The sequence below is a fragment of the Aquimarina algiphila genome, from assembly GCF_947494415.1.
Classification (GTDB): Bacteria; Bacteroidota; Bacteroidia; order Flavobacteriales; family Flavobacteriaceae; genus Aquimarina; species Aquimarina algiphila.
In genome coordinates this window covers 144,119-162,751 of the sequence record NZ_CANLVC010000010.1, presented here as the reverse complement: position 1 = coordinate 162,751, position 18,633 = coordinate 144,119, and the positions used below count along the sequence as shown (strand labels likewise).

Annotated in this window: 20 protein-coding genes and 1 tRNA gene; 10 read left to right on the top strand and 11 right to left on the bottom strand. The window is 34.0% G+C overall.

The annotated features are described in order from the left end of the window. Positions 1 to 379 precede the first annotated feature (379 nt). From PQF96_RS24240 to PQF96_RS24230, 3 genes are all read right to left on the bottom strand, one after another. Positions 380 to 592, bottom strand: a complete 213-nt coding sequence (locus PQF96_RS24240) for a hypothetical protein (protein ID WP_140591462.1) — start codon at positions 590 to 592, stop codon at positions 380 to 382. Positions 593 to 692: 100 nt separating this feature from the next. Continuing rightward, on the bottom strand, positions 693 to 989 hold the full coding sequence (locus tag PQF96_RS24235) for a hypothetical protein (RefSeq protein WP_271769109.1): 297 nt from the start codon (positions 987 to 989) through the stop codon (positions 693 to 695). Between the two features lie 82 nt (positions 990 to 1,071). Then, complete coding sequence (locus PQF96_RS24230) at positions 1,072 to 1,665, bottom strand: C2H2-type zinc finger protein (protein ID WP_271769106.1); 594 nt, start codon at positions 1,663 to 1,665, stop codon at positions 1,072 to 1,074. A 372-nt stretch (positions 1,666 to 2,037) separates the two neighbouring features. Between PQF96_RS24230 and PQF96_RS24225 the strand changes: the two genes are divergently transcribed. Both PQF96_RS24225 and PQF96_RS24220 read left to right on the top strand, forming a co-directional pair. Then, the gene (locus PQF96_RS24225) at positions 2,038 to 2,601 is read left to right on the top strand and encodes a GNAT family N-acetyltransferase (protein WP_271769103.1); all 564 of its coding nucleotides are present in this window, start codon (positions 2,038 to 2,040) and stop codon (positions 2,599 to 2,601) included. A 4-nt stretch (positions 2,602 to 2,605) separates the two neighbouring features. Beyond that, on the top strand, positions 2,606 to 3,694 hold the full coding sequence (locus tag PQF96_RS24220) for a helix-turn-helix domain-containing protein (RefSeq protein ID WP_140591476.1): 1,089 nt from the start codon (positions 2,606 to 2,608) through the stop codon (positions 3,692 to 3,694). Positions 3,695 to 3,743: 49 nt separating this feature from the next. Here PQF96_RS24220 and PQF96_RS24215 read toward each other — a convergent pair whose 3' ends face one another. The 5 genes from PQF96_RS24215 to PQF96_RS24195 form a co-directional block, all read right to left on the bottom strand. Continuing rightward, a complete protein-coding gene (locus PQF96_RS24215; protein ID WP_271769099.1) occupies positions 3,744 to 4,901 on the bottom strand; it encodes a glycosyltransferase in 1,158 nt (385 codons plus the stop codon). A gap of 36 nt (positions 4,902 to 4,937) precedes the next feature. Further along, positions 4,938 to 5,237 carry a hypothetical protein gene (locus tag PQF96_RS24210; protein WP_140591485.1) on the bottom strand — a complete coding sequence of 100 codons (300 nt, stop codon included), beginning with the start codon at positions 5,235 to 5,237 and terminating at the stop codon, positions 4,938 to 4,940. Then, on the bottom strand, positions 5,234 to 5,725 hold the full coding sequence (locus PQF96_RS24205; RefSeq protein ID WP_140591488.1) for a hypothetical protein: 492 nt from the start codon (positions 5,723 to 5,725) through the stop codon (positions 5,234 to 5,236). The genes PQF96_RS24210 and PQF96_RS24205 overlap by 4 nt, the downstream gene beginning before the upstream one ends. Before the next feature lie 20 nt (positions 5,726 to 5,745). Then, complete coding sequence (locus PQF96_RS24200) at positions 5,746 to 7,182, bottom strand: hypothetical protein (protein WP_271769094.1); 1,437 nt, start codon at positions 7,180 to 7,182, stop codon at positions 5,746 to 5,748. A gap of 176 nt (positions 7,183 to 7,358) precedes the next feature. Further along, entirely contained in the window at positions 7,359 to 7,658 is a 300-nt protein-coding gene (locus PQF96_RS24195) for a hypothetical protein (RefSeq protein ID WP_140591496.1), read from the bottom strand. Positions 7,659 to 7,907: 249 nt separating this feature from the next. On the opposite strand from PQF96_RS24195, the gene PQF96_RS24190 reads away from it, so the two are divergent. From PQF96_RS24190 to PQF96_RS24175, 4 genes are all read left to right on the top strand, one after another. Then, positions 7,908 to 8,675, top strand: a complete 768-nt coding sequence (locus PQF96_RS24190) for a hypothetical protein (RefSeq protein ID WP_140591499.1) — start codon at positions 7,908 to 7,910, stop codon at positions 8,673 to 8,675. A 166-nt stretch (positions 8,676 to 8,841) separates the two neighbouring features. Next, positions 8,842 to 9,609, top strand: a complete 768-nt coding sequence (locus tag PQF96_RS24185; protein ID WP_271769087.1) for a MerR family transcriptional regulator — start codon at positions 8,842 to 8,844, stop codon at positions 9,607 to 9,609. 97 nt (positions 9,610 to 9,706) lie between these two features. Then, positions 9,707 to 10,066 carry a hypothetical protein gene (locus tag PQF96_RS24180; protein ID WP_271769084.1) on the top strand — a complete coding sequence of 120 codons (360 nt, stop codon included), beginning with the start codon at positions 9,707 to 9,709 and terminating at the stop codon, positions 10,064 to 10,066. 69 nt (positions 10,067 to 10,135) lie between these two features. Next, entirely contained in the window at positions 10,136 to 11,458 is a 1,323-nt protein-coding gene (locus PQF96_RS24175; RefSeq protein WP_271769081.1) for a hypothetical protein, read from the top strand. A gap of 120 nt (positions 11,459 to 11,578) precedes the next feature. On the opposite strand, the gene PQF96_RS24170 is transcribed toward PQF96_RS24175, so the two are convergent. After that, positions 11,579 to 11,651 (bottom strand) — tRNA-Met (locus PQF96_RS24170). A gap of 393 nt (positions 11,652 to 12,044) precedes the next feature. Here PQF96_RS24170 and leuC point away from each other — a divergent pair. The 4 genes from leuC to leuB all read left to right on the top strand — a co-directional run bounded on the left by leuC (position 12,045) and on the right by leuB (position 16,878). Continuing rightward, the gene (gene leuC, locus PQF96_RS24165) at positions 12,045 to 13,442 is read left to right on the top strand and encodes a 3-isopropylmalate dehydratase large subunit (protein ID WP_271769077.1); all 1,398 of its coding nucleotides are present in this window, start codon (positions 12,045 to 12,047) and stop codon (positions 13,440 to 13,442) included. Between the two features lie 20 nt (positions 13,443 to 13,462). Further along, positions 13,463 to 14,059, top strand: a complete 597-nt coding sequence (leuD, locus tag PQF96_RS24160; protein ID WP_109434094.1) for a 3-isopropylmalate dehydratase small subunit — start codon at positions 13,463 to 13,465, stop codon at positions 14,057 to 14,059. 221 nt (positions 14,060 to 14,280) lie between these two features. Then, positions 14,281 to 15,804 (top strand): alpha-isopropylmalate synthase regulatory domain-containing protein, encoded by a 1,524-nt coding sequence (locus PQF96_RS24155; RefSeq protein WP_109434095.1) that lies wholly within the window; start codon positions 14,281 to 14,283, stop codon positions 15,802 to 15,804. A gap of 15 nt (positions 15,805 to 15,819) precedes the next feature. Next, positions 15,820 to 16,878, top strand: coding sequence for a 3-isopropylmalate dehydrogenase (leuB, locus tag PQF96_RS24150; RefSeq protein WP_143916687.1), 1,059 nt, complete (start codon positions 15,820 to 15,822; stop codon positions 16,876 to 16,878). Positions 16,879 to 17,034: 156 nt separating this feature from the next. On the opposite strand, the gene PQF96_RS24145 is transcribed toward leuB, so the two are convergent. Beyond that, positions 17,035 to 17,217, bottom strand: a complete 183-nt coding sequence (locus tag PQF96_RS24145; RefSeq protein WP_109434097.1) for a CPXCG motif-containing cysteine-rich protein — start codon at positions 17,215 to 17,217, stop codon at positions 17,035 to 17,037. A gap of 77 nt (positions 17,218 to 17,294) precedes the next feature. Next, on the bottom strand, positions 17,295 to 18,629 hold the full coding sequence (locus tag PQF96_RS24140) for a TolC family protein (RefSeq protein ID WP_271769074.1): 1,335 nt from the start codon (positions 18,627 to 18,629) through the stop codon (positions 17,295 to 17,297). Between the last annotated feature and the right edge of the window lie 4 nt (positions 18,630 to 18,633).

Genomic DNA, 18,633 nt, shown 5'->3' with positions numbered 1-18,633 from the left:
TTAGTTTTATAATCTCAAAATGTGTACAGAAATCTCCTTGTAGCGGGAGTAAAAATGTAGATAACGTAGTTGATCTATTCGATCATTAAAATAGTTTGGAATTCTCCTTGTAGCGGGAGTCGTTCCTATTTAGGCTTATATCAAAAAAACAAGCACTCAAAATGCCATAAATTGTATAAATCCAATGACTTATATACTCAAATATAGCGAGTCTTTTTTAATTTCTTCTTTACATAACAATGCTATCGTTGCGTAATTAAAAGTTGGAAAAACAGCATAATATAGGTTAGCCCAATAATAATGCTATTTCCCAATTTATACCCCCTATAAATTAAATTACCTAAACCGTAGTAAAAATAATTATTGGGGGTAAAAATAATTAGGCACTAATTGATCGAATCTTATTGATATCGTAACTAAAATCTCCAGCTCTAACCTTTATCGTTATAACTCCTTCTTCATCCTCATATAATTCTAGTATGGATAATATTTCAATAGGAATTACGGTTTCAAGATCGAATAATTCTCCTACTCCTGATTCGACTATTGCATCTTTTGATTCGTCTTTTACCGTATAATTATATAGTGTCATAATTCTAAAATTTCTTATTTTAAATGTTAACTTAAAGGAGTTTTAGTTCTATTTTGGTATACTTTTTTAAAGGGTACAAGAATACCTTGTGCTAAATAACTCAACCTTTATCTCCAACCAAAATATGTAGAAAAGTTGTTCCTTGGTGGTGATCCCATTTCACCATTTCAACTTCCCATCCTGTAGTATTTTCAACCCAATCAAATACATTTAATTCTATGTTGTTGTGCATAAACGTTTCATCCGATTGATAGTTTCCTCCTATGAATTTTGGAATGTTAATAGCTTCGCCTTCTCTTGGGAATCCTTCCCCATTGTTCCAATTGATAGTAAGGTCACGCTTCCCTGCGTTATAAAATCCTGTCTTACTCCAATTAATACTAAAATGTACCTTCATTTGTGATTGTGGTTTATTATGATTGTATTAGTTCCCCCCTGAAACTAAAAAGTAATAGTTCTTTTACTTGACCATTGAGTAATTACAATAGTTGTATTCTTTGATCATTTTCCAATTCCCAAGCTCCATATCTCTCAGGCTCCCATTCCTTACGAGACTTATGTGCTGAAATATGCCCGTTTAATTGTTTAGAATTCGAAAAAGGTTCATTACATTCTGGACATACATAGGGTTGCGGTTTAAAGCGCACACCCGCTTCAATAGCACGATGTATTTTTAAAGCTTCTTCAGAAAGTTGCACACCTACTTCTTCTGTTTTATGATCGACTTTTTTCTTTTTGAAAAAGAGATGACAAAAGCTAAATAGCGTAGCAGATTGAACGATACTAAGCAATACACTACTTACTACTCCTTCTGGCATAAATTGGTACACTAGATTGTGAGCAAGTGTCGCAAAAAGATAAATAAAAGCTGTGCGTAACCACCCTTTAACCGTAAAGATTAAAATAGCGAGATCTACACCAATTGCGTAGCACCACGAAAACCAAGGATGGTCATAGTGGCTATTCGCTTCAAAAACATATAACGTATGTGCAATTTGTGGAATCAATAAGATTGCCATTGCAATGATTCCAAATAAGTCCTTTTCTATTAATTTTTTCATGCTGCGCCCCATTAGCATTAATTAATACTGATTTACTAGTTTGTGTACATAAACAAGAAAAAACAATCCTCTTTATGTTGTTGAGTGTTGGAATTAGTTAGTTGTGAATTATAGTGGGTAGGCAGTTGTAAATTTAAGTGCATTATTCACTTAAAACCAAATAGAATTTCCCGCTTTTCTTGAAAAGCGGTATCGTTTTTCAAGAAAATCGACATATTCTACGCTAAAACCATAAACTTTATATGGTTTTGTGTTAATTTTAACAATAAAATGAAACAATAATTGTTAAAACCTGTTTTCTATGGTAACATAAATATCGACCAGAACACTAATATAGTATATACGTATACACAAACTCAAATTAATCAAAATCATTACTGCTAAATGGGGCTAGCTACTAATGCTGATAAAAAAAGGATAATTGAAATTATCTTAGAATCTTTTAAAGACAATCAATCTGTAAACTACATTGTAAAACAAGACCAAAAACGGGTCAAACGAATTTCAAAATTAATAGAATATTCATTTTTTCAAGGAAATGAATTTGGTGAAATTTTTATTTCTGAAGATCGTAATGCTGCTTGTATTGTCATCTTTCCAGATCAAAAAAAAACTACGTTCTATTCTATTTTATGGGATCTCAAATTAATGGCAGAAGTCATTGGTATCAGAAAAGTGAGAGCAGCACTAAAGCGAGAAGCTTTGCTTAAAAAAAACTATCCTAAAACACCATATGTGCATTTATGGTATATCGGGGTTGATCCACCCCATCAAAAAAAAGGCATCGGAAGTGCATTACTGGAAGAAGTAATCACTTTTTGCGGAGACAAACCTATCTATTTAGAAACCTCTGTGGTTTCAAATTTAGCCTGGTACGAAAAATTTGGTTTCGAATGTCTCAAAATATTAGACTTAGGATATATACTTTACCTGCTTAAAAAAAACTAACCATATGTTTGGAACAGAAATGCACCCTATTACTTTCGTAATATTGGTTTTGCAAGCATTTGTCTTATTTACTCAAATTATGTTTGTAGTAGCTAGACCTCATGACAAAACCAGATTACGTTTTTTAGTACTTACTATTACTTATATCTTCTATAACCTGTCTTCAGGTTTATTTCCTGATGAAAATATTCCTATAAGTATTATACTGCAAAATATCATTGCCTATGGGAGTGGTATTGTGGTAGCTGTTTATTTCATCTCCTATACCTATTGGGAATTTAATATTTACCCCTTCAAATTGTTCGGTGTAAAATCATTGCTATATACTTTGGTTATTTCGTTCATAGTATTGTTTGTACTCCCTTATTACTTTTATGGTAGTTTGGATCTCTCAAGAAAGTTATTTTTAGCTGTTCCTTTGGTTATATCCGTTGCCTTTTTCGTACAAGTAACTAAGGTTTTAAACAAAATATATAAAGATGACAGACAGAAATCTATAATTTTCAAATATAGAGTTCTTACTGGAAATGTAGGATTATTCACTTTGTCTTTAATGCCTGTTGTTGTTGCTTTTGGTGATTACCAAGCAGTCGAACAATCCATTGTAAATTTTGGCTTTATTCTAATGATGGTCGTGTACATTGTAGAATTGAATTCTGAAGCAAAAAAAGAAGCTATTGTCCTTACTCAAATTCATAAAAAAACAAACACACCAACTACCTACGAAATGCAAATAGCGGATAAACTTATTCAAGATGTACTTGAGAAGCTTCAGCAATTTGAGGATGATCGAGACTATTTAAAAGGTAAAATCACCTTAAATATGCTCGCCAAAAGATTTGACACTAATTCTAGATATCTTTCACAAATAGTCAACTCTAATAAAGGGAAATCTTTTACACAATACATTAATCATCTAAGAATAGATTATGTGAAAGTTAGATTAGAAGTAGATGAAAAATTCAGAAATTATACCTTAAAAGCAATTGCAAATGACATTGGTTATACCTCTACTGAAGCTTTTCAGAAAGCATTTTACAAAAAAGAAAATATCAAGCTATCAACATATTTAAAAAAACTAAGGGGCAATTAACAAAATTGCCCCTTATTCTTATAATCAAGTATTTACCTAATTTAGCTTTCTAAATAAAAGCATTTTTAAAATGTATAAGGTTTTTCTGAGTATACGAACGGTTTTTCCAAACCCATTTCTTAGCATTTTCACCTAATTTATTGCGAAATTCTGGTTCCTCAATTAATTGTATCAATGAAGATTCCCATTCTGGCAATTTCCAAGCTAATATCCCATTTTTTTCATGGTCTATAACTTGAGCATAAGAAGAATGTTCCAAAGCAATGACAGGAACTCCAATTGCTGCTGCTTCCAAAAATTGTATGGTATTTGAATATGCGTAATAATTTAAAGATCGCATTGGAATAAGCACCACATCGAAATGTAAATTCTTCAAGGTCTGATAATAATCCAGAAAACTTACAGATTTATGATAGGTAATATCCACCTCTTTTAAAACCTCTACTTCTTTTGCGTTCTTGCCATTCCAACCAAATATCACCAGCTCTACTTTATCTTTGTATTTTTCTTTTATTTTTTTAAACATAGGAAGAAAATACCTATAATCTGCTGCGGATTTAAGTGATCCGATTATACCAACTCTTACTATATTATCATTAGGTTTTACAACTGAAGAAATACCTTCAAACCCAATACTGGAGATCAGTGAAGGAAGCCAAAAGAATTCTATCTCTCTTTGTTCCATTTCACTTCTGTCTAACCACTCCTGGTATAATGTACATAATCGTTTTATTGGAGTGGTAATCATATCCATAAGGATAAGGTTTTGTAACAATTGATCTTGTTCTTCTTTTTTAAATACCTGATGATCCGGATGCGATTTTGGAATGTTATGAATCTGCCGTGTAATATCCATTACTAAATATACATTTGGATTCAAAACTCTGATTGCTTGAAACAAATACGTATAGTTACCCGTAAGCATTGGAAAAATGATGTAATCCGCCCATCGTATTTCTTCTTCTTGTAACGTATCCGTTCCAATTGTAAAGGTTTTTGCAAAATCCCACTTAGTAACCGAGGTTACACGGGTTTCAAAACCGTCTACAGATCCCAATTCTAAATACGGAAGGATCATTCGATAATAACCATCTGAATTTAATAATGGTGATACATACAATAGCCGTACCGTGTCTGTAGATGATTTTTCAATAGCTAAACCTTCCTTTATTTCTGACTTTTTTAATAATTCTCGAACCTTTTTCATTCTTTTTTGTTTTTGTTTCCAACCTTTTTTCACCTCTTAGATTTCAACAGGTTCGCCTTCAAAATACTTTTCGATCAATCTATCTGTAGTACGATCATAGATGAGTATAAAATTTGCTTTGTCTCCATATTCCTGAACTTTTTTATGTAACCCATCCAATCCTTTTTCTGGATCGAGAAATCTGGAGTACCCACTTTTCCAATCAAATGAATAGAAAGTACTGGATTCATCATCTTGGGTAGGATCTATAGCTTCTTTATCTTTAAAATATACTACCATTTTATATCTGGAGTGTTCTTTAGGATTCCACCGTTTTCTTTTTTTCCTAGTTTTCATTGTGTAAAATGTTTAATTAAAACACCCAACGGAATGTCTTTGATAAGGTCTATACCCTTATATCCTTTAACCCATACTTTGTCATGACTTGTGATTATACAAATCTGCAACTGATCAACACCAATGTTATGCGTATCAGAAAACTCTACCATAAAGGCTTCTATTCCCTGTACCACTTTAGCTTCCAGATTGAACAATCCAGAAGGTTCAGAATTTGTAAATAGGGTAATCAATTCTTTTACAGGAATCTTTTTAACTGGTCTTCCCTGATTATGGACTGCAACATTTATAATTGTTCTATCCTTAAAAATTCGTACTACTAATCTATCTTGCGGTAAACCAGTTTCTTTGGATAGTTTTGAAAAATAATTAATGATATTTTTAGTTACTTTGGATTCATATCCAAAAACATCAACATTCAAATTTTGAACAGCTTTTTTCAATTTTTCCGCCAACCTTGGGCTTCTTCTTTTTGTTTTTTGTTCCATTTTTTCACTTTTTTATTTTATTATTCCTTCAATTTTGGGTCTAAAACAGCAGCATAAAATTTGCTCAACAGCTCTGGTATCCCCAATTTACCTATACGCTGTTCGCACTCCCTGAAGACCGTTAAACGGGGTCGTGCTTCTGTTGTATCTTTCTTTTCGTTATTCCTGAATTTTCTAATTTCTTCCCGTAAAACCTTTTTTAATTTTAATCCTTCCTTATGCCTTTTATCAGCTTGATACCAAGGCATTGTACCTGCAAAACCACCTTCAGCTTTCGGGTCAAAGTATTCATAGGGGAGCTTGATAAAACGATGATCAGGGTCACGATCAACATAATCACGGGCAATGTGAATTCGGGATTTGTAGACATTGTGAACATAATCCATTTTTTCATCCGAAACAGGTTCATACCATTGATACAAAAGGGTTAATGCAAGGTTACATTGTCGCTTATTGAGCCAGACATCTTTGTATAAAACCTCTTTTGCTAATCCCCATAACTCTTTGACATATTTCGATAGGAAAGCGTGGCGGGATGCATCACAAGGGGATTCATATCCCTCCTTGCTTTCTCCGATCTCGATGTTTTCCGCGCTGGTTTGCCTACCCTGCTCAGTTTTTTCATCAAGCTCGGTTTTTTCCCGCCAAGCATCTTTCCTTCGTGCATCTTCTTCCAAAAGGTCTTTCCTTCGTGTTTTTTCAGTCTCTTTTTTAGCTTTTTTTTCAGTTACATCATTATCCGTGAGCGAGAGCGAACACCATTCTTCTGTTTTTTCAGCACTTTTATGAGTCTTTTTTTCAGTCAATCCCAAATCTGAATCGAAATTCACTTCCCAACTGTTCTGAAGTTTTTCAACAGCTATTATTCTATTATTTCTTTTATTAGTTTTTTTACTAGTGTATGAATGAGGACATTTTGGAGTATTATTATTTTTAATACTCTGATTTTCAATGTTTAAATTTTGATCATTCTGTCTGTTCTGTTTTACCTTATCAACACTTCCCACCCCTTTTATCCACAGAATTTTAGGGTTTATGAACAGCTCATAACTGGAATGAGAACCATGCCATATCTTTTCGGTTAAAATGCCGCATTCTAACAAACGATCTATGTGCCTTTGGATAGTTCTCCCACTAGCTTGAGTGATCTTAGCTAGTTGCATATTATTTGTCCTTAAAGAAGGTAGGTTACACGGATCAATAGGTGTTACCTTATTTGACTTCACCAATGAAACTCCATAAATTTTAATGACTTCTTTTGCGGTAGCCAGCATTGACTGCCTAATCTTTGTACCAATGGTTTGTTGATCATTGTTGAACCGAAATACAAATTGATCCAACGCCTGAAATGAAATGGAATAATTAATAATCATAGTAATTGTTATCTTTTCAAATTGAAAATCAGGACATAAAAACTCCACAATTGCCCAAAAGCAACTGATGACCGTTGTTCCCAATTTTAATAGAATTTATAATGCTTAATCCTCCCTTTTGATAAGTACCTTTATGTAATGAACAGGTGTGGTACTTGGTCTTCTTCTTGGCTTAAATACCTGGTTTATTTTACTAAGGAGTTCTTTCCTTTGAGATTCTCGAATTGTGACTATCTTCATTGTTTTCCCTTGACTTTAAATTATGCAGATTCACTTTTCTCTATATGCTCCTCGTCAGCTAGTTCTAACTCTAACTGTATAATGCGCTTTCCTCGCTGCTGAAGGGATCTTCTTTTTTCCTGCGCTTCTTCATTCATTTTAATCACAGCTTCAATAAGCTTATCCTGATTATAAGAACGTAACGTGTTTCCTTCTAAAAATTTAGTCACCGTTGGTCTGGTCAATCCAGATCGCTCAACTAGTTTGTGAATAGGCTCTTTGTAGTAGTTGTAGAGCGTTTCCAATTGTTCTTCAAATTCTTTTTTTGTGTACATCCCCAAGTGTTTTAAAAAAATATATAAATTTTATACTAAGTTTATATAAATTTTATATACATTTGCAACGAACAACGAAATAACAAATTGTTTTTGTTTGTTGTATATAAATTTTATACAATTATCATCAAATCTATATAATATTTATATAATAATTACTATGTAATGTAAACAACTCTAATTGATTAAAATACAACTAACTCATTATCAACATATAAAATTTATATAAATTTTATATTTTAACACTCATTTAACATGTCGCAACTCAAAATAATAGATAAACAAACCCTGAAACTAGTGGATTATCTAATAGCTTTACACAAGAAAACAGACACTAATCCCGATCTTGTAACCGACTATTCTTTTGGGGTGAAATTTTACCCTTATAATAAGTACATAGTAACTCACATGAGAGGAAAAGAGGTAGAAGGAGGTAAAGGAAAGCACGCGCCACATCCGCTTATAATTGAAATTGGAAAGCACTTTAATATAGATTTCAATTTCTTTTATGATCAGACTATTGATGTTCAAGATGCCTTCTTATCAAAAGAAAGGGTAGCCTATAACCCTAATAAAGAATTCATTGATGGAATATTTGAAGAAATCGATAAGCGTTTTGAACTTTTTACACAAGAAAACAGGCTTTTAAAGAACAAGGAAGAAAGAGAGATTTGCAAGAACACAGAAAAAGAACTATTTAACATCAAAGTTCACCTAAATAAATCCTTCTCTGGAGCTACTCTTGTTGAAAAAAGAGCAGATATCATAGAAATGTTTGACAGAATGATTTTGCTATGTCGAGAGAAAATAGAAACATCGATATCCAAGATGAGTCTCGAACAGCGTATAGCTAAACTAAATAATGAAGTAGTGCAAGGTGCAGAAGATAAAGTGATAAAACTTGAAAGTACTATTCAGAAACTAACAAGTGACTTGGCAGAATGCAGCAAAACAGCTATTGAAGCTCAGAAAGGACAGAACGAAGCTCTTAAAGAACTGTTAGCTATAAAGAGTAAGAATTGATTAGAATAGATAGACCATCAAAACTTTTGTTGTCTATTAATAAAGGTCAGTAAAGGTCAAATTTGGAAAGAGTAGGGTAAACTTATGTTAATTTAAACCGTCACGTTGTCGTGACGTGACGGTTTTTTTATATATTAGCTCTTATAAAATAATAAAAAGAAAAAGAATGAAATCAAATAAAGAAGATTTTACGCCCCATAGCGAAGCTCTGAATGAACTAATATTCGAGAGTAAAGCAATGGTTGGGATCAACAGAATGACTTTACACACTTGGCGATTAAAGGGCATTCTGGACGACAAAAGAGATACAAACAGCACAAACAGATATAACTACTATAGTGCTTTAGATGTTATTCTCATAGGATTACTAAATGAAATGAAAAGTTTACGATTCTCACACGCTGAAATGAAAGCTTGTAAAGAAGCCATTCTTGCACCTATTTTAGCTAAGGATGGAAAAGAGTATCCTGCCCTTGAGTATTATACATTTTTGGTATTGCTCTACAATCAACCTATATACACAATCATAACTTACAACAAAGGAATTGAAGGTGTCTGGATGCTTGATGAAAAAGATTATTTCTCAAAACTAAAGTCCGGAGAAATCGAAAACCATACAGCACTTTCATTACATAAAGCAATTAAGATCAATCTTGATCCTGTTTACAATATACCTGAATTCTGTAAGCTGGCAGGATTAACAGACGATGAATTAAAGGTTATTGAGATTATACGTATGAAAGAATACAAAACTATTCGTGTTCTCAAGAAAAATGGAAAAATGGATTGTGTTGAAGGCACAGAAAGAATTGAAGATGCAGAAAGAATTGAAAAAATGCTGAGAAATGGAGATTACCAAAACATAGAAATAAAACAAAACAACGACAAAATTACTGTAGCTCACAGACTAGTGAGAACAGATTTTAAAAGATAATTACAATTAACGCAAGATGACCGCTACAAGTCATGCACACTTATCACTACTGTTTTGACCGACGCTACAATTGGAGAAGCAGCAATTAAGTATCAAAATGAATACAAATGAAAAAAATGAAAAGTTTATAGAGATGAATGAATTATGCAAGATCCTAAAAGCTATTGACACAAGAACTGCTGCCAAATGGTGTGAAGACCTAAATATACCCCTAATGAATATTGGAAAAAAAAAGGTTGCATATCGTTTTTTAGTAGAGATGGAATTAGACAAAAAAATCATTCAACAACTAAAAAAACAATATCCGAGTAACTGGGAAGACCTATATCGTCACTATCAAAATAATGATAGGTATGCCTACATAACAGCTACGGAAAAAGAATCAATTGAAAAAACTATCGCTCCAAAAAGAAAAAGAGGAACTTCAAAGTTTGCTCAGGAATTTGCAAGAGAATAATTGAATTATTAATTAAATATAAATACTATGATGAGACGAAAGAAATTACCAACCCAAAAACACAAGGGTATGTATATTTACTGTTCTACGTGCAAAAATCATTTTGCCTGGACGTCAAAAAACACCAAAGATGAAGATGGTAAAATGAAAAAAACTGAACCCAAATGCGGATTCACTAAGTCCAATTTATCCACTTGTAAAAACTTTTACAAGCACAAATACAAGGTAAGAGTTCATATTCCAGATAGCAATGAAAGAGAAATTAGCAAAACCTTAGAAGCTACCACTTACAAAGATGCTGTAATGGAAGCAATAGAATTTGAAGAAGAATTTATTCAAAGCCTAAGAGCAAATTCAGAAATAGTTGTTAAACATCAGGGTACTAGAGGTTATCTTTTTGATGCTCAAATAGCCTACTTAGATTTCTTGGCTAATGTTAATGTTCCAGACCATCAAAAAGTTGTTAGATCAGAAAAACATATAAAGGAACAACAGAAATGTCTTTTCCTTTTTAACGAATCTCTAAAGAAAAATAAGGTTGATAAAAAACTATTAATGATCCATAGAATTACAGACATTCATGTTGGATACTATCACACTTATCTAATTGAGGATCAAAAGTACCAAAGCAAGACTTATAACAATAAAATGAGTTCATTGAAAAGCTTTTTTGAGTGGGCAATTGATGAATATGAATTAAATATAAAAAACCCATTCAATAAAGCTAAGAGAAGAACAGTTATGGTTAAAAAAGACACTATTAGCAAAGAGGAGTTTAATCAGTTACTCAAAATCCTAACCCCTGAAAGAGGATATGCTAAAGGTAGAGCAAAAAACAGAGACTTCTTTAGAAATTTATACAAGCCATATCTTAGGGATGGAATTGAACTAGCTCTGCATACTGGCGGTCGAAGAGAAGAGATTGTAGAACTAAAATGGAATATGATCGAAGAAATCAATGGAAAGCCATCCTATTTTGCTATAAACAATTTCAAAGTTCAACGTCAACTAGGCACAGGTTTCAATGAAAATGTTGCTCCAAAAATCATCCCCATAACCAAGAGCCTTCTAAAGTTATTACTACGATTAGGCTATAAGCAATACAAGAACGAAGAAAGATATCTAATTTGTCCAGATAGATCTGATGTTACAAAAAACACAATAATGGATAATTTATCCAGAGGTTTCAGTCATTACTATAGTCAATTAAATACTGATAGAAACTTACAATTCAAATGCCTAAGAAAGACATATCTAACCTATTTAGATATTGCTACAAATGGAAAGACAAAAACACTATCATCACACACCAGTGATAATGTACTCAAAAAACATTATATCGATGAGAAAATTGTCAGTACAGCGATTGCTAATCTAAACATTCTCGGATAATGATTTCATTCAAAACCCTGCTCCAAAACCCTGCTCCGTGCTTGAAAACCGTGCTTTTGCGGTCACAAAAAACTTTCTTAAACAAAAATAACCCCTTGAAAATCAAGAGGTTATCTGTTGTAGCGGGAACAGGACTCGAACCTGTGACCTTCGGGTTATGAGCCCGACGAGCTGCCTACTGCTCTATCCCGCGATATATGATTAGCAACTTACTTGTCTTTTAAACTTCAGATCATAACTCTGACAAGCTCCTTATCATTCCTTACGGACGGCAAATATACAACCTTTTTTAGTTTCACAAAGCATAATTAATAAAAACTAATCATATTTATTTACATCATTTTCTTACGCATTGACTTTTAACCAGATAACGTAGCACTTAATATTTTAAATTATAAAAACAGGCTTATTTTTTGTCAAATCATTTATAATTTACGCTATTATTGAAATATATTCAAAACTGATCTAAACTTTACACTTTTATTAGCACGTATCTCTGGTATCTTGTAAATTTGTCTGCTTTTTAACATTTTAATAATAAGATGCGAAATGCATCATATCAATTATAGTAGTAAAGATCATAAAAATGAGTAAGACATTATTTGACAAAGTGTGGGATTCGCACGTAGTACGTAAAATAGAAAATGGACCAGATGTATTTTTTATTGATCGCCATTTCATTCATGAAGTAACCAGTCCGGTGGCTTTCTTAGGATTAAAAAATAGAAAAAATAAAGTATTATATCCAGAACGTACTTTTGCAACAGCAGATCATAATACTCCAACAATAAACCAACACCTCCCTGTAGATGATCCATTATCTGCTAATCAGTTAAAAGCATTAGAAGAAAATGCTGCAGAATGGGGTATCTCTCATTGGGGACTGGGACATCAAAAAAATGGTATTGTGCATGTTGTCGGACCAGAGAACGGAATTACACTCCCGGGGGCTACAATAGTATGTGGAGATTCTCATACCTCTACTCACGGAGCTTTTGGTGCCATTGCATTTGGTATTGGTACATCAGAAGTAGAAATGGTACTATCCTCACAATGTATCATGCAGCCTAAGCCAAAAAAGATGCGTATTAATGTTAATGGAGAACTTGGTTTTGGAGTTACACCAAAAGATGTAGCATTATATATCATCTCGCAACTCACCACCTCTGGAGCTACAGGGTATTTTGTAGAATATGCAGGAGACGTATTTAGCAATATGACGATGGAAGGTCGTATGACAGTTTGTAACCTAAGTATAGAAATGGGTGCCCGAGGAGGAATGATCGCTCCAGACGAAAAAACATATGAATACATACAAGGAAGACCTCTTACACCAAAAGGTGATGCCTGGGATAAAGCCATGACCTACTGGAAAACATTGACAACAGATGAAGATGCTGTTTTTGATAAAGAACTTGGCTTTAATGGTGCCGATATCGAACCTATGATTACTTATGGAACTAATCCGGGAATGGGAATCGGGATTACCAATCACATCCCTACTGCAGAAACCATAGAAGGAGGTGTCGCTACCTACAAAAAATCTTTAGGATATATGGATTTTAATGAAGGAGACGCTATGATTGGTAAAAAAGTAGATTATGTATTCTTAGGAAGTTGCACCAATGGACGAATCGAAGATTTTAGAGCGTTTGCTTCTATCGTAAAAGGAAAAAAGAAAGCAGATAATATTACCGCCTGGTTAGTTCCTGGATCACACGAAGTAGAAGGACTAATCAAAGAAGAAGGGATACTAGACGTTATTACAGAAGCTGGATTTACCTTAAGAGAACCCGGATGTTCTGCATGTTTAGCAATGAATGCAGATAAAATTCCTGCCGGGAAATTAGCAGTGAGTACTTCGAATAGAAATTTTGAAGGAAGACAAGGACCTGGATCAAGAACCTTACTTGCAAGTCCTCTGGTTGCTGCAGCAACCGCTGTTACCGGAGTAGTAACTGATCCCAGAACGCTTTTAGTGTAATTATTTAAAAAAAAGAAAAAATGGCATACGATAAATTCGAAATACTAACCTCTACCGCAGTACCATTACCTATAGAAAATGTAGATACAGATCAGATTATTCCTGCACGTTTCCTTAAAGCAACAGAACGTAAAGGATTTGGTGATAACCTTTTTAGAGATTGGAGATATAATAATGATGATACTCCCAAAGAAGATTTTGTACTTAACGATACAACCTACAAAGGCAAAATCCTTGTTGGAGGCAAAAACTTTGGATCTGGGTCCTCTCGTGAACACGCTGCCTGGGCGGTATATGACTACGGATTCAGATGTGTAGTTTCTAGTTTTTTTGCAGACATTTTCAGAGGTAATTGTTTAAATATTGGAGTTTTACCCGTTCAGGTAAGTCCTGAGTTTTTAGAAAAAATATTTAAGGCTGTAGCAACCAATCCTGATACTGAAATTGAAATAAATTTACCAGAACAAACTATTACGATTAAAGCTTCTGGAGCGTCAGAATCCTTTGATATCAATACATACAAAAAGGAAAATATGCTTAACGGATATGATGATATTGATTATCTAACTAAAATGACATCAGAAATTCAGGAATTTGCAGCAGAGCGCCCTTTTTAAATATAATTTGAGCGTTCGAGCGTGCTATTCGCTATAATCTTTTATGACTTCCTTCGGACAACACTTCGACAAGCTCAGTGTGACAGCTTAGGATAACAAAAAAAAGATAAAAGCTTGTTTTGAGCGAAGTCGAAAAGACTACTATCCCTAACGCAAAAAAAAATTCCAAAAAAAAGACCTCACAGGTTTCGAAAACACCTGAGATCTAAGAAATAGAAGAAATGAGCAAACGAACCATAGAAATCATGGATACTACACTTCGGGATGGTGAACAAACTTCCGGAATATCCTTTTCTGCTTCAGAAAAACTAACCATTGCACGCCTTCTTATCGAAGAATTAGAGGTGGATCGAATAGAAGTAGCATCTGCAAGAGTATCAGAAGGAGAGTTTGAAGCGGTAAAAAATATTATTAATTGGGCTAAAGAAAATGAATACCTTAATCGAGTAGAAATATTAACATTTGTTGATGCAGGAAAGTCGATACAATGGATGAAAGATACTGGTGCCAAAGTTCAGAATCTACTCACCAAAGGGTCTTTAAATCATCTCAAATATCAACTTAAGAAAACTCCAGAGCAACATTTTAATGATGTAAAAGAAACTTTCGCGCTAGCGCAAAAAGAAGGGATTATCAATAATATCTACCTGGAAGATTGGAGTAACGGAATGCGTAATTCTCCAGAATATGTATATCAATTTCTTGATTTTCTTTGTACGCAGCCTGTAAAACGGGTTTTATTGCCGGATACTTTAGGTGTTCTAATTCCTTCTGAAACGTACACCTATTTAGCACAACTTAGAAGCAAATATCCCAATCTACACTTCGATTTTCATGCGCACAATGACTACGATCTTGGAGTCGCTAATGCTATCGAAGGACTTAAAGCTGGTGTAAATGGATTACATTTAACCATGAACGGAATGGGAGAACGTGCAGGAAATGCTCCGTTAGCTAGTGTAATAGCTGTAATTAATGACCATCTCCCCGATGTGACCACTCGTGTAAAAGAAGTTGCTTTATATAAAGTAAGTAAACTTGTTGAAACATTTTCTGGATTTAAAATCCCTGCAAATAAGCCTATAGTAGGAGATAATGTATTTACTCAAACTGCAGGTATTCATGCCGATGGAGATAATAAACACAATCTCTATTTTAATGATCTTATGCCAGAACGTTTTGGTAGAAAACGCAAATATGCTTTAGGAAAAACTTCAGGAAAAGCAAACATAGAGAAAAACCTTCAGGAACTAGGGTTAAAACTAAGTCCAGAAGACATTAAAAAGGTTACCCAAAAGATTATTAAACTAGGAGATAAAAAAGAAGTGGTTACCCAGGATGATCTTCCATATATCATTTCTGATGTATTAGACAGTAAATTATATACAAATAAAGTAAAGATTAAATCTTACGTGTTAAATCATGCCAAAGGATTAAGCCCTTCTGCTACTGTAGCGATAAAAATAGAAGATGAGGTTATAGAAGAACATGCCCAGGGAGATGGTCAATACGATGCTTTTATAAATGCCCTTGGAAAAGTTTATAAACAAAAGAACAAAGTATTACCTAAGCTTATAGATTATGCAGTCAGGATTCCTCCGGGAAGTAATTCTGATGCACTTTGCGAAACTGTCATTACCTGGAAAACTGAAGTAAAAGAATTTGTTACCAGAGGACTAGATTCTGATCAAACGGTTTCTGCTATCAAAGCCACAGAAAAAATGCTGAATATCATAGAACAATAATTTTTAGAATAAAAAATGGAATTAAACGTAGCACTGTTACCGGGAGATGGTATCGGACCCGAAGTAATCGATCAAGCTGTAAAAGTTTGTGATGCGATTGCAAAAAAATATAATCATAATATAAAATGGACCACTGCTCTTACTGGTGCAGCCGCCATAGATGCTGTAGGAGAACCCTATCCCGATGAAACTCACGAAATCTGTGTGAATGCCGATGCTGTATTATTTGGGGCCATTGGTCACCCCAGATTTGACAATGACCCATCTGCAAAAGTACGTCCGGAGCAAGGGTTACTTAAGATGCGTCAAAAATTAGGGCTGTTCGCCAATGTACGTCCTACATTTACGTTCCCATCATTAATTGATAAATCACCATTAAAACAAGAACGAATAGAAGGAACAGATCTGATATTTCTTCGTGAACTAACCAGTGGTATTTATTTTGGGAAACGAGGTAGAGAAGATGATGGTAACACAGCTTATGACACTTGTACTTATACAAGAGCAGAAGTACAACGTCTAGCCAAAAAAGGGTTTGAAATGGCAATGACACGTAGTAAAAAATTATGCTGCGTTGATAAAGCTAATGTTCTGGAGTCCTCCAGGCTTTGGAGAGAAACCGTACAGGCTATGGAGAAAGATTATCCAGAAGTCGAAGTAAGTTATGAATTTGTTGATGCAGTAGCCATGCGTTTGGTACAATGGCCTAATTCATATGATGTATTGATTACCGAAAACTTATTTGGTGATATCTTAACAGATGAAGCTTCTGTTATCTCTGGTTCAATGGGACTTATGCCTTCTGCATCTCTGGGAGAAAAAACAGCTTTATTCGAACCTATACACGGATCGTATCCTCAAGCAGCCGGAAAAAACATTGCCAACCCTTTAGCAACTGTGCTTTCTGCAGCAATGATGTTTGAAACAGCGTTTGGGTTAAATGATGAAGCTAAAGCAATTAGAGCGGTAGTTGACAAATCTCTTAATGAAGGAATCGTAACCGAAGATCTTTCTGGAGACAACAAAGCTTATAAAACTACAGAAGTAGGAGATTGGCTGGTAGAGAATATTTAAATTCAGTTATTGATCAAACAACAAACCCAAAGAAAGTTTTCTTTGGGTTTGTTGTTTGATATAACATCTCAGCATTTGATCGGGAATCTAACATATACAATGATGTTTATACATAGATTCCAGCCTACACTGGAATGACAAAAAACACTTATATTACTATTGCTCAATATTTAACACTTCAAAAGCTATTAATTCCTGATCTTCGAACCTGGGATGAAGTTCTATGGGATTACAACACACCTCACAATCTTCAACATATACCTGATATGGTATTGAAGGATCTAATAACATTGATATTTCTTCCCAACAATATGGACATTGAAAAAAATGTTCGAACATGATTCCCTTTTTTTATCGCGTTCCTATTGACAAAACACTTCGACAAGCTCGGTGTGACAATCTAGTCGAAGAGAAACTTAAAATTCTTCGTTAAGCAATTGTCCTGTTAATTGTAATAATTGTAACTCAGCAATCTTAGCATCATATTTCGCAGAATTCTTATTGGTTTCTGCAAGAATTAAATTGATCTGCGCTTGCCTGAATTCTATTGAAGTTACCTGCCCCAACTTAAAACGCTCTTTAGTACGTTCAAAGTTATTTTGATTGGTCAATACATTTTGTTGCTGAATTTTATATACATTCAATCGGTTTTCATAATTCCCAAGAGCATTGGCAATATCTCTCTTAACCTCCTTCTGCACTTGACTTCTTATGATTTCCTGGTTATCTAATGCTATTTTTGCATTTTTCACTCTGGTAATCGTACTACCTCCATCAAAAAGATTCCAGGTAAGACTCACTCCGGCAGCTAGCGTATAGGTATCAGCAACATTACCAGGAAAGAATGCCGACGGTGGATTTCTATTTTCATTCCATCCATACGAACCGGTTAACCCTATTGTTGGCAAATATCCTGACTTACTTACCTTAATATCATAATCAGATATCCTGATATTACTTTCATTTTGTAATAGGGTCACATTATTTTCTGTAGATTTCTCCAAATACTCATCTAATTTGAGTTTAGGGATAAACTGTATAATGGTATCTACTTCAAAATTACGCTCTAATTCATTGTCCAGAATTACATTCAAATCTCTTTTGGTATTGACCAATTGTTGTCTGGTATTCAATAAATTAATACTATCATTAGCTACATCTACCTCTGCATTAAGCACATTGAGTTTTGTATTCTGACCATACTCAAATTGATAATTGGATCGTGAAACACGCTCACGAGAAATTCGAAGCGTTTCTTCTAAAATTCCTTCGTTTTCAGATAATCGGGCGACCTCATAATACACTGTAAATAACTGTAGAATCGTATTCTCGATTGTTTCTCTTGCCTGTAATTCTGTGAGATTATACTCTTCTTTTAACCGTTTATAATTATAAAATCTACCCAAACCATCAAATAAAGTATAATCGAGATCGATTCCTGCATTATATAGTTGGGTTTCTGCATCTTCAATCTCAATATCAGCACGAGGTTCTCCTGTATTGGGATTTAATGCTCCGCCAAAAGACGTTGTACTATTTGCTGATTGATAGTTTGCCCCAGCACTGGTAGACAATCTGGGCAAATATCCCGAGTTAAGAATCCCTTTATTATTTTTGGCCACTTCTATCGAATTGGTGGCTATTAATATTCCAAAATTGTTTTCTAAGGTAAGTCGTATCGCTTCTTGCTTTGTTAATTGCTGAGCTATCACATTACCAGAAATCAAAAATAGCAGACAAAATAATCTCATAATA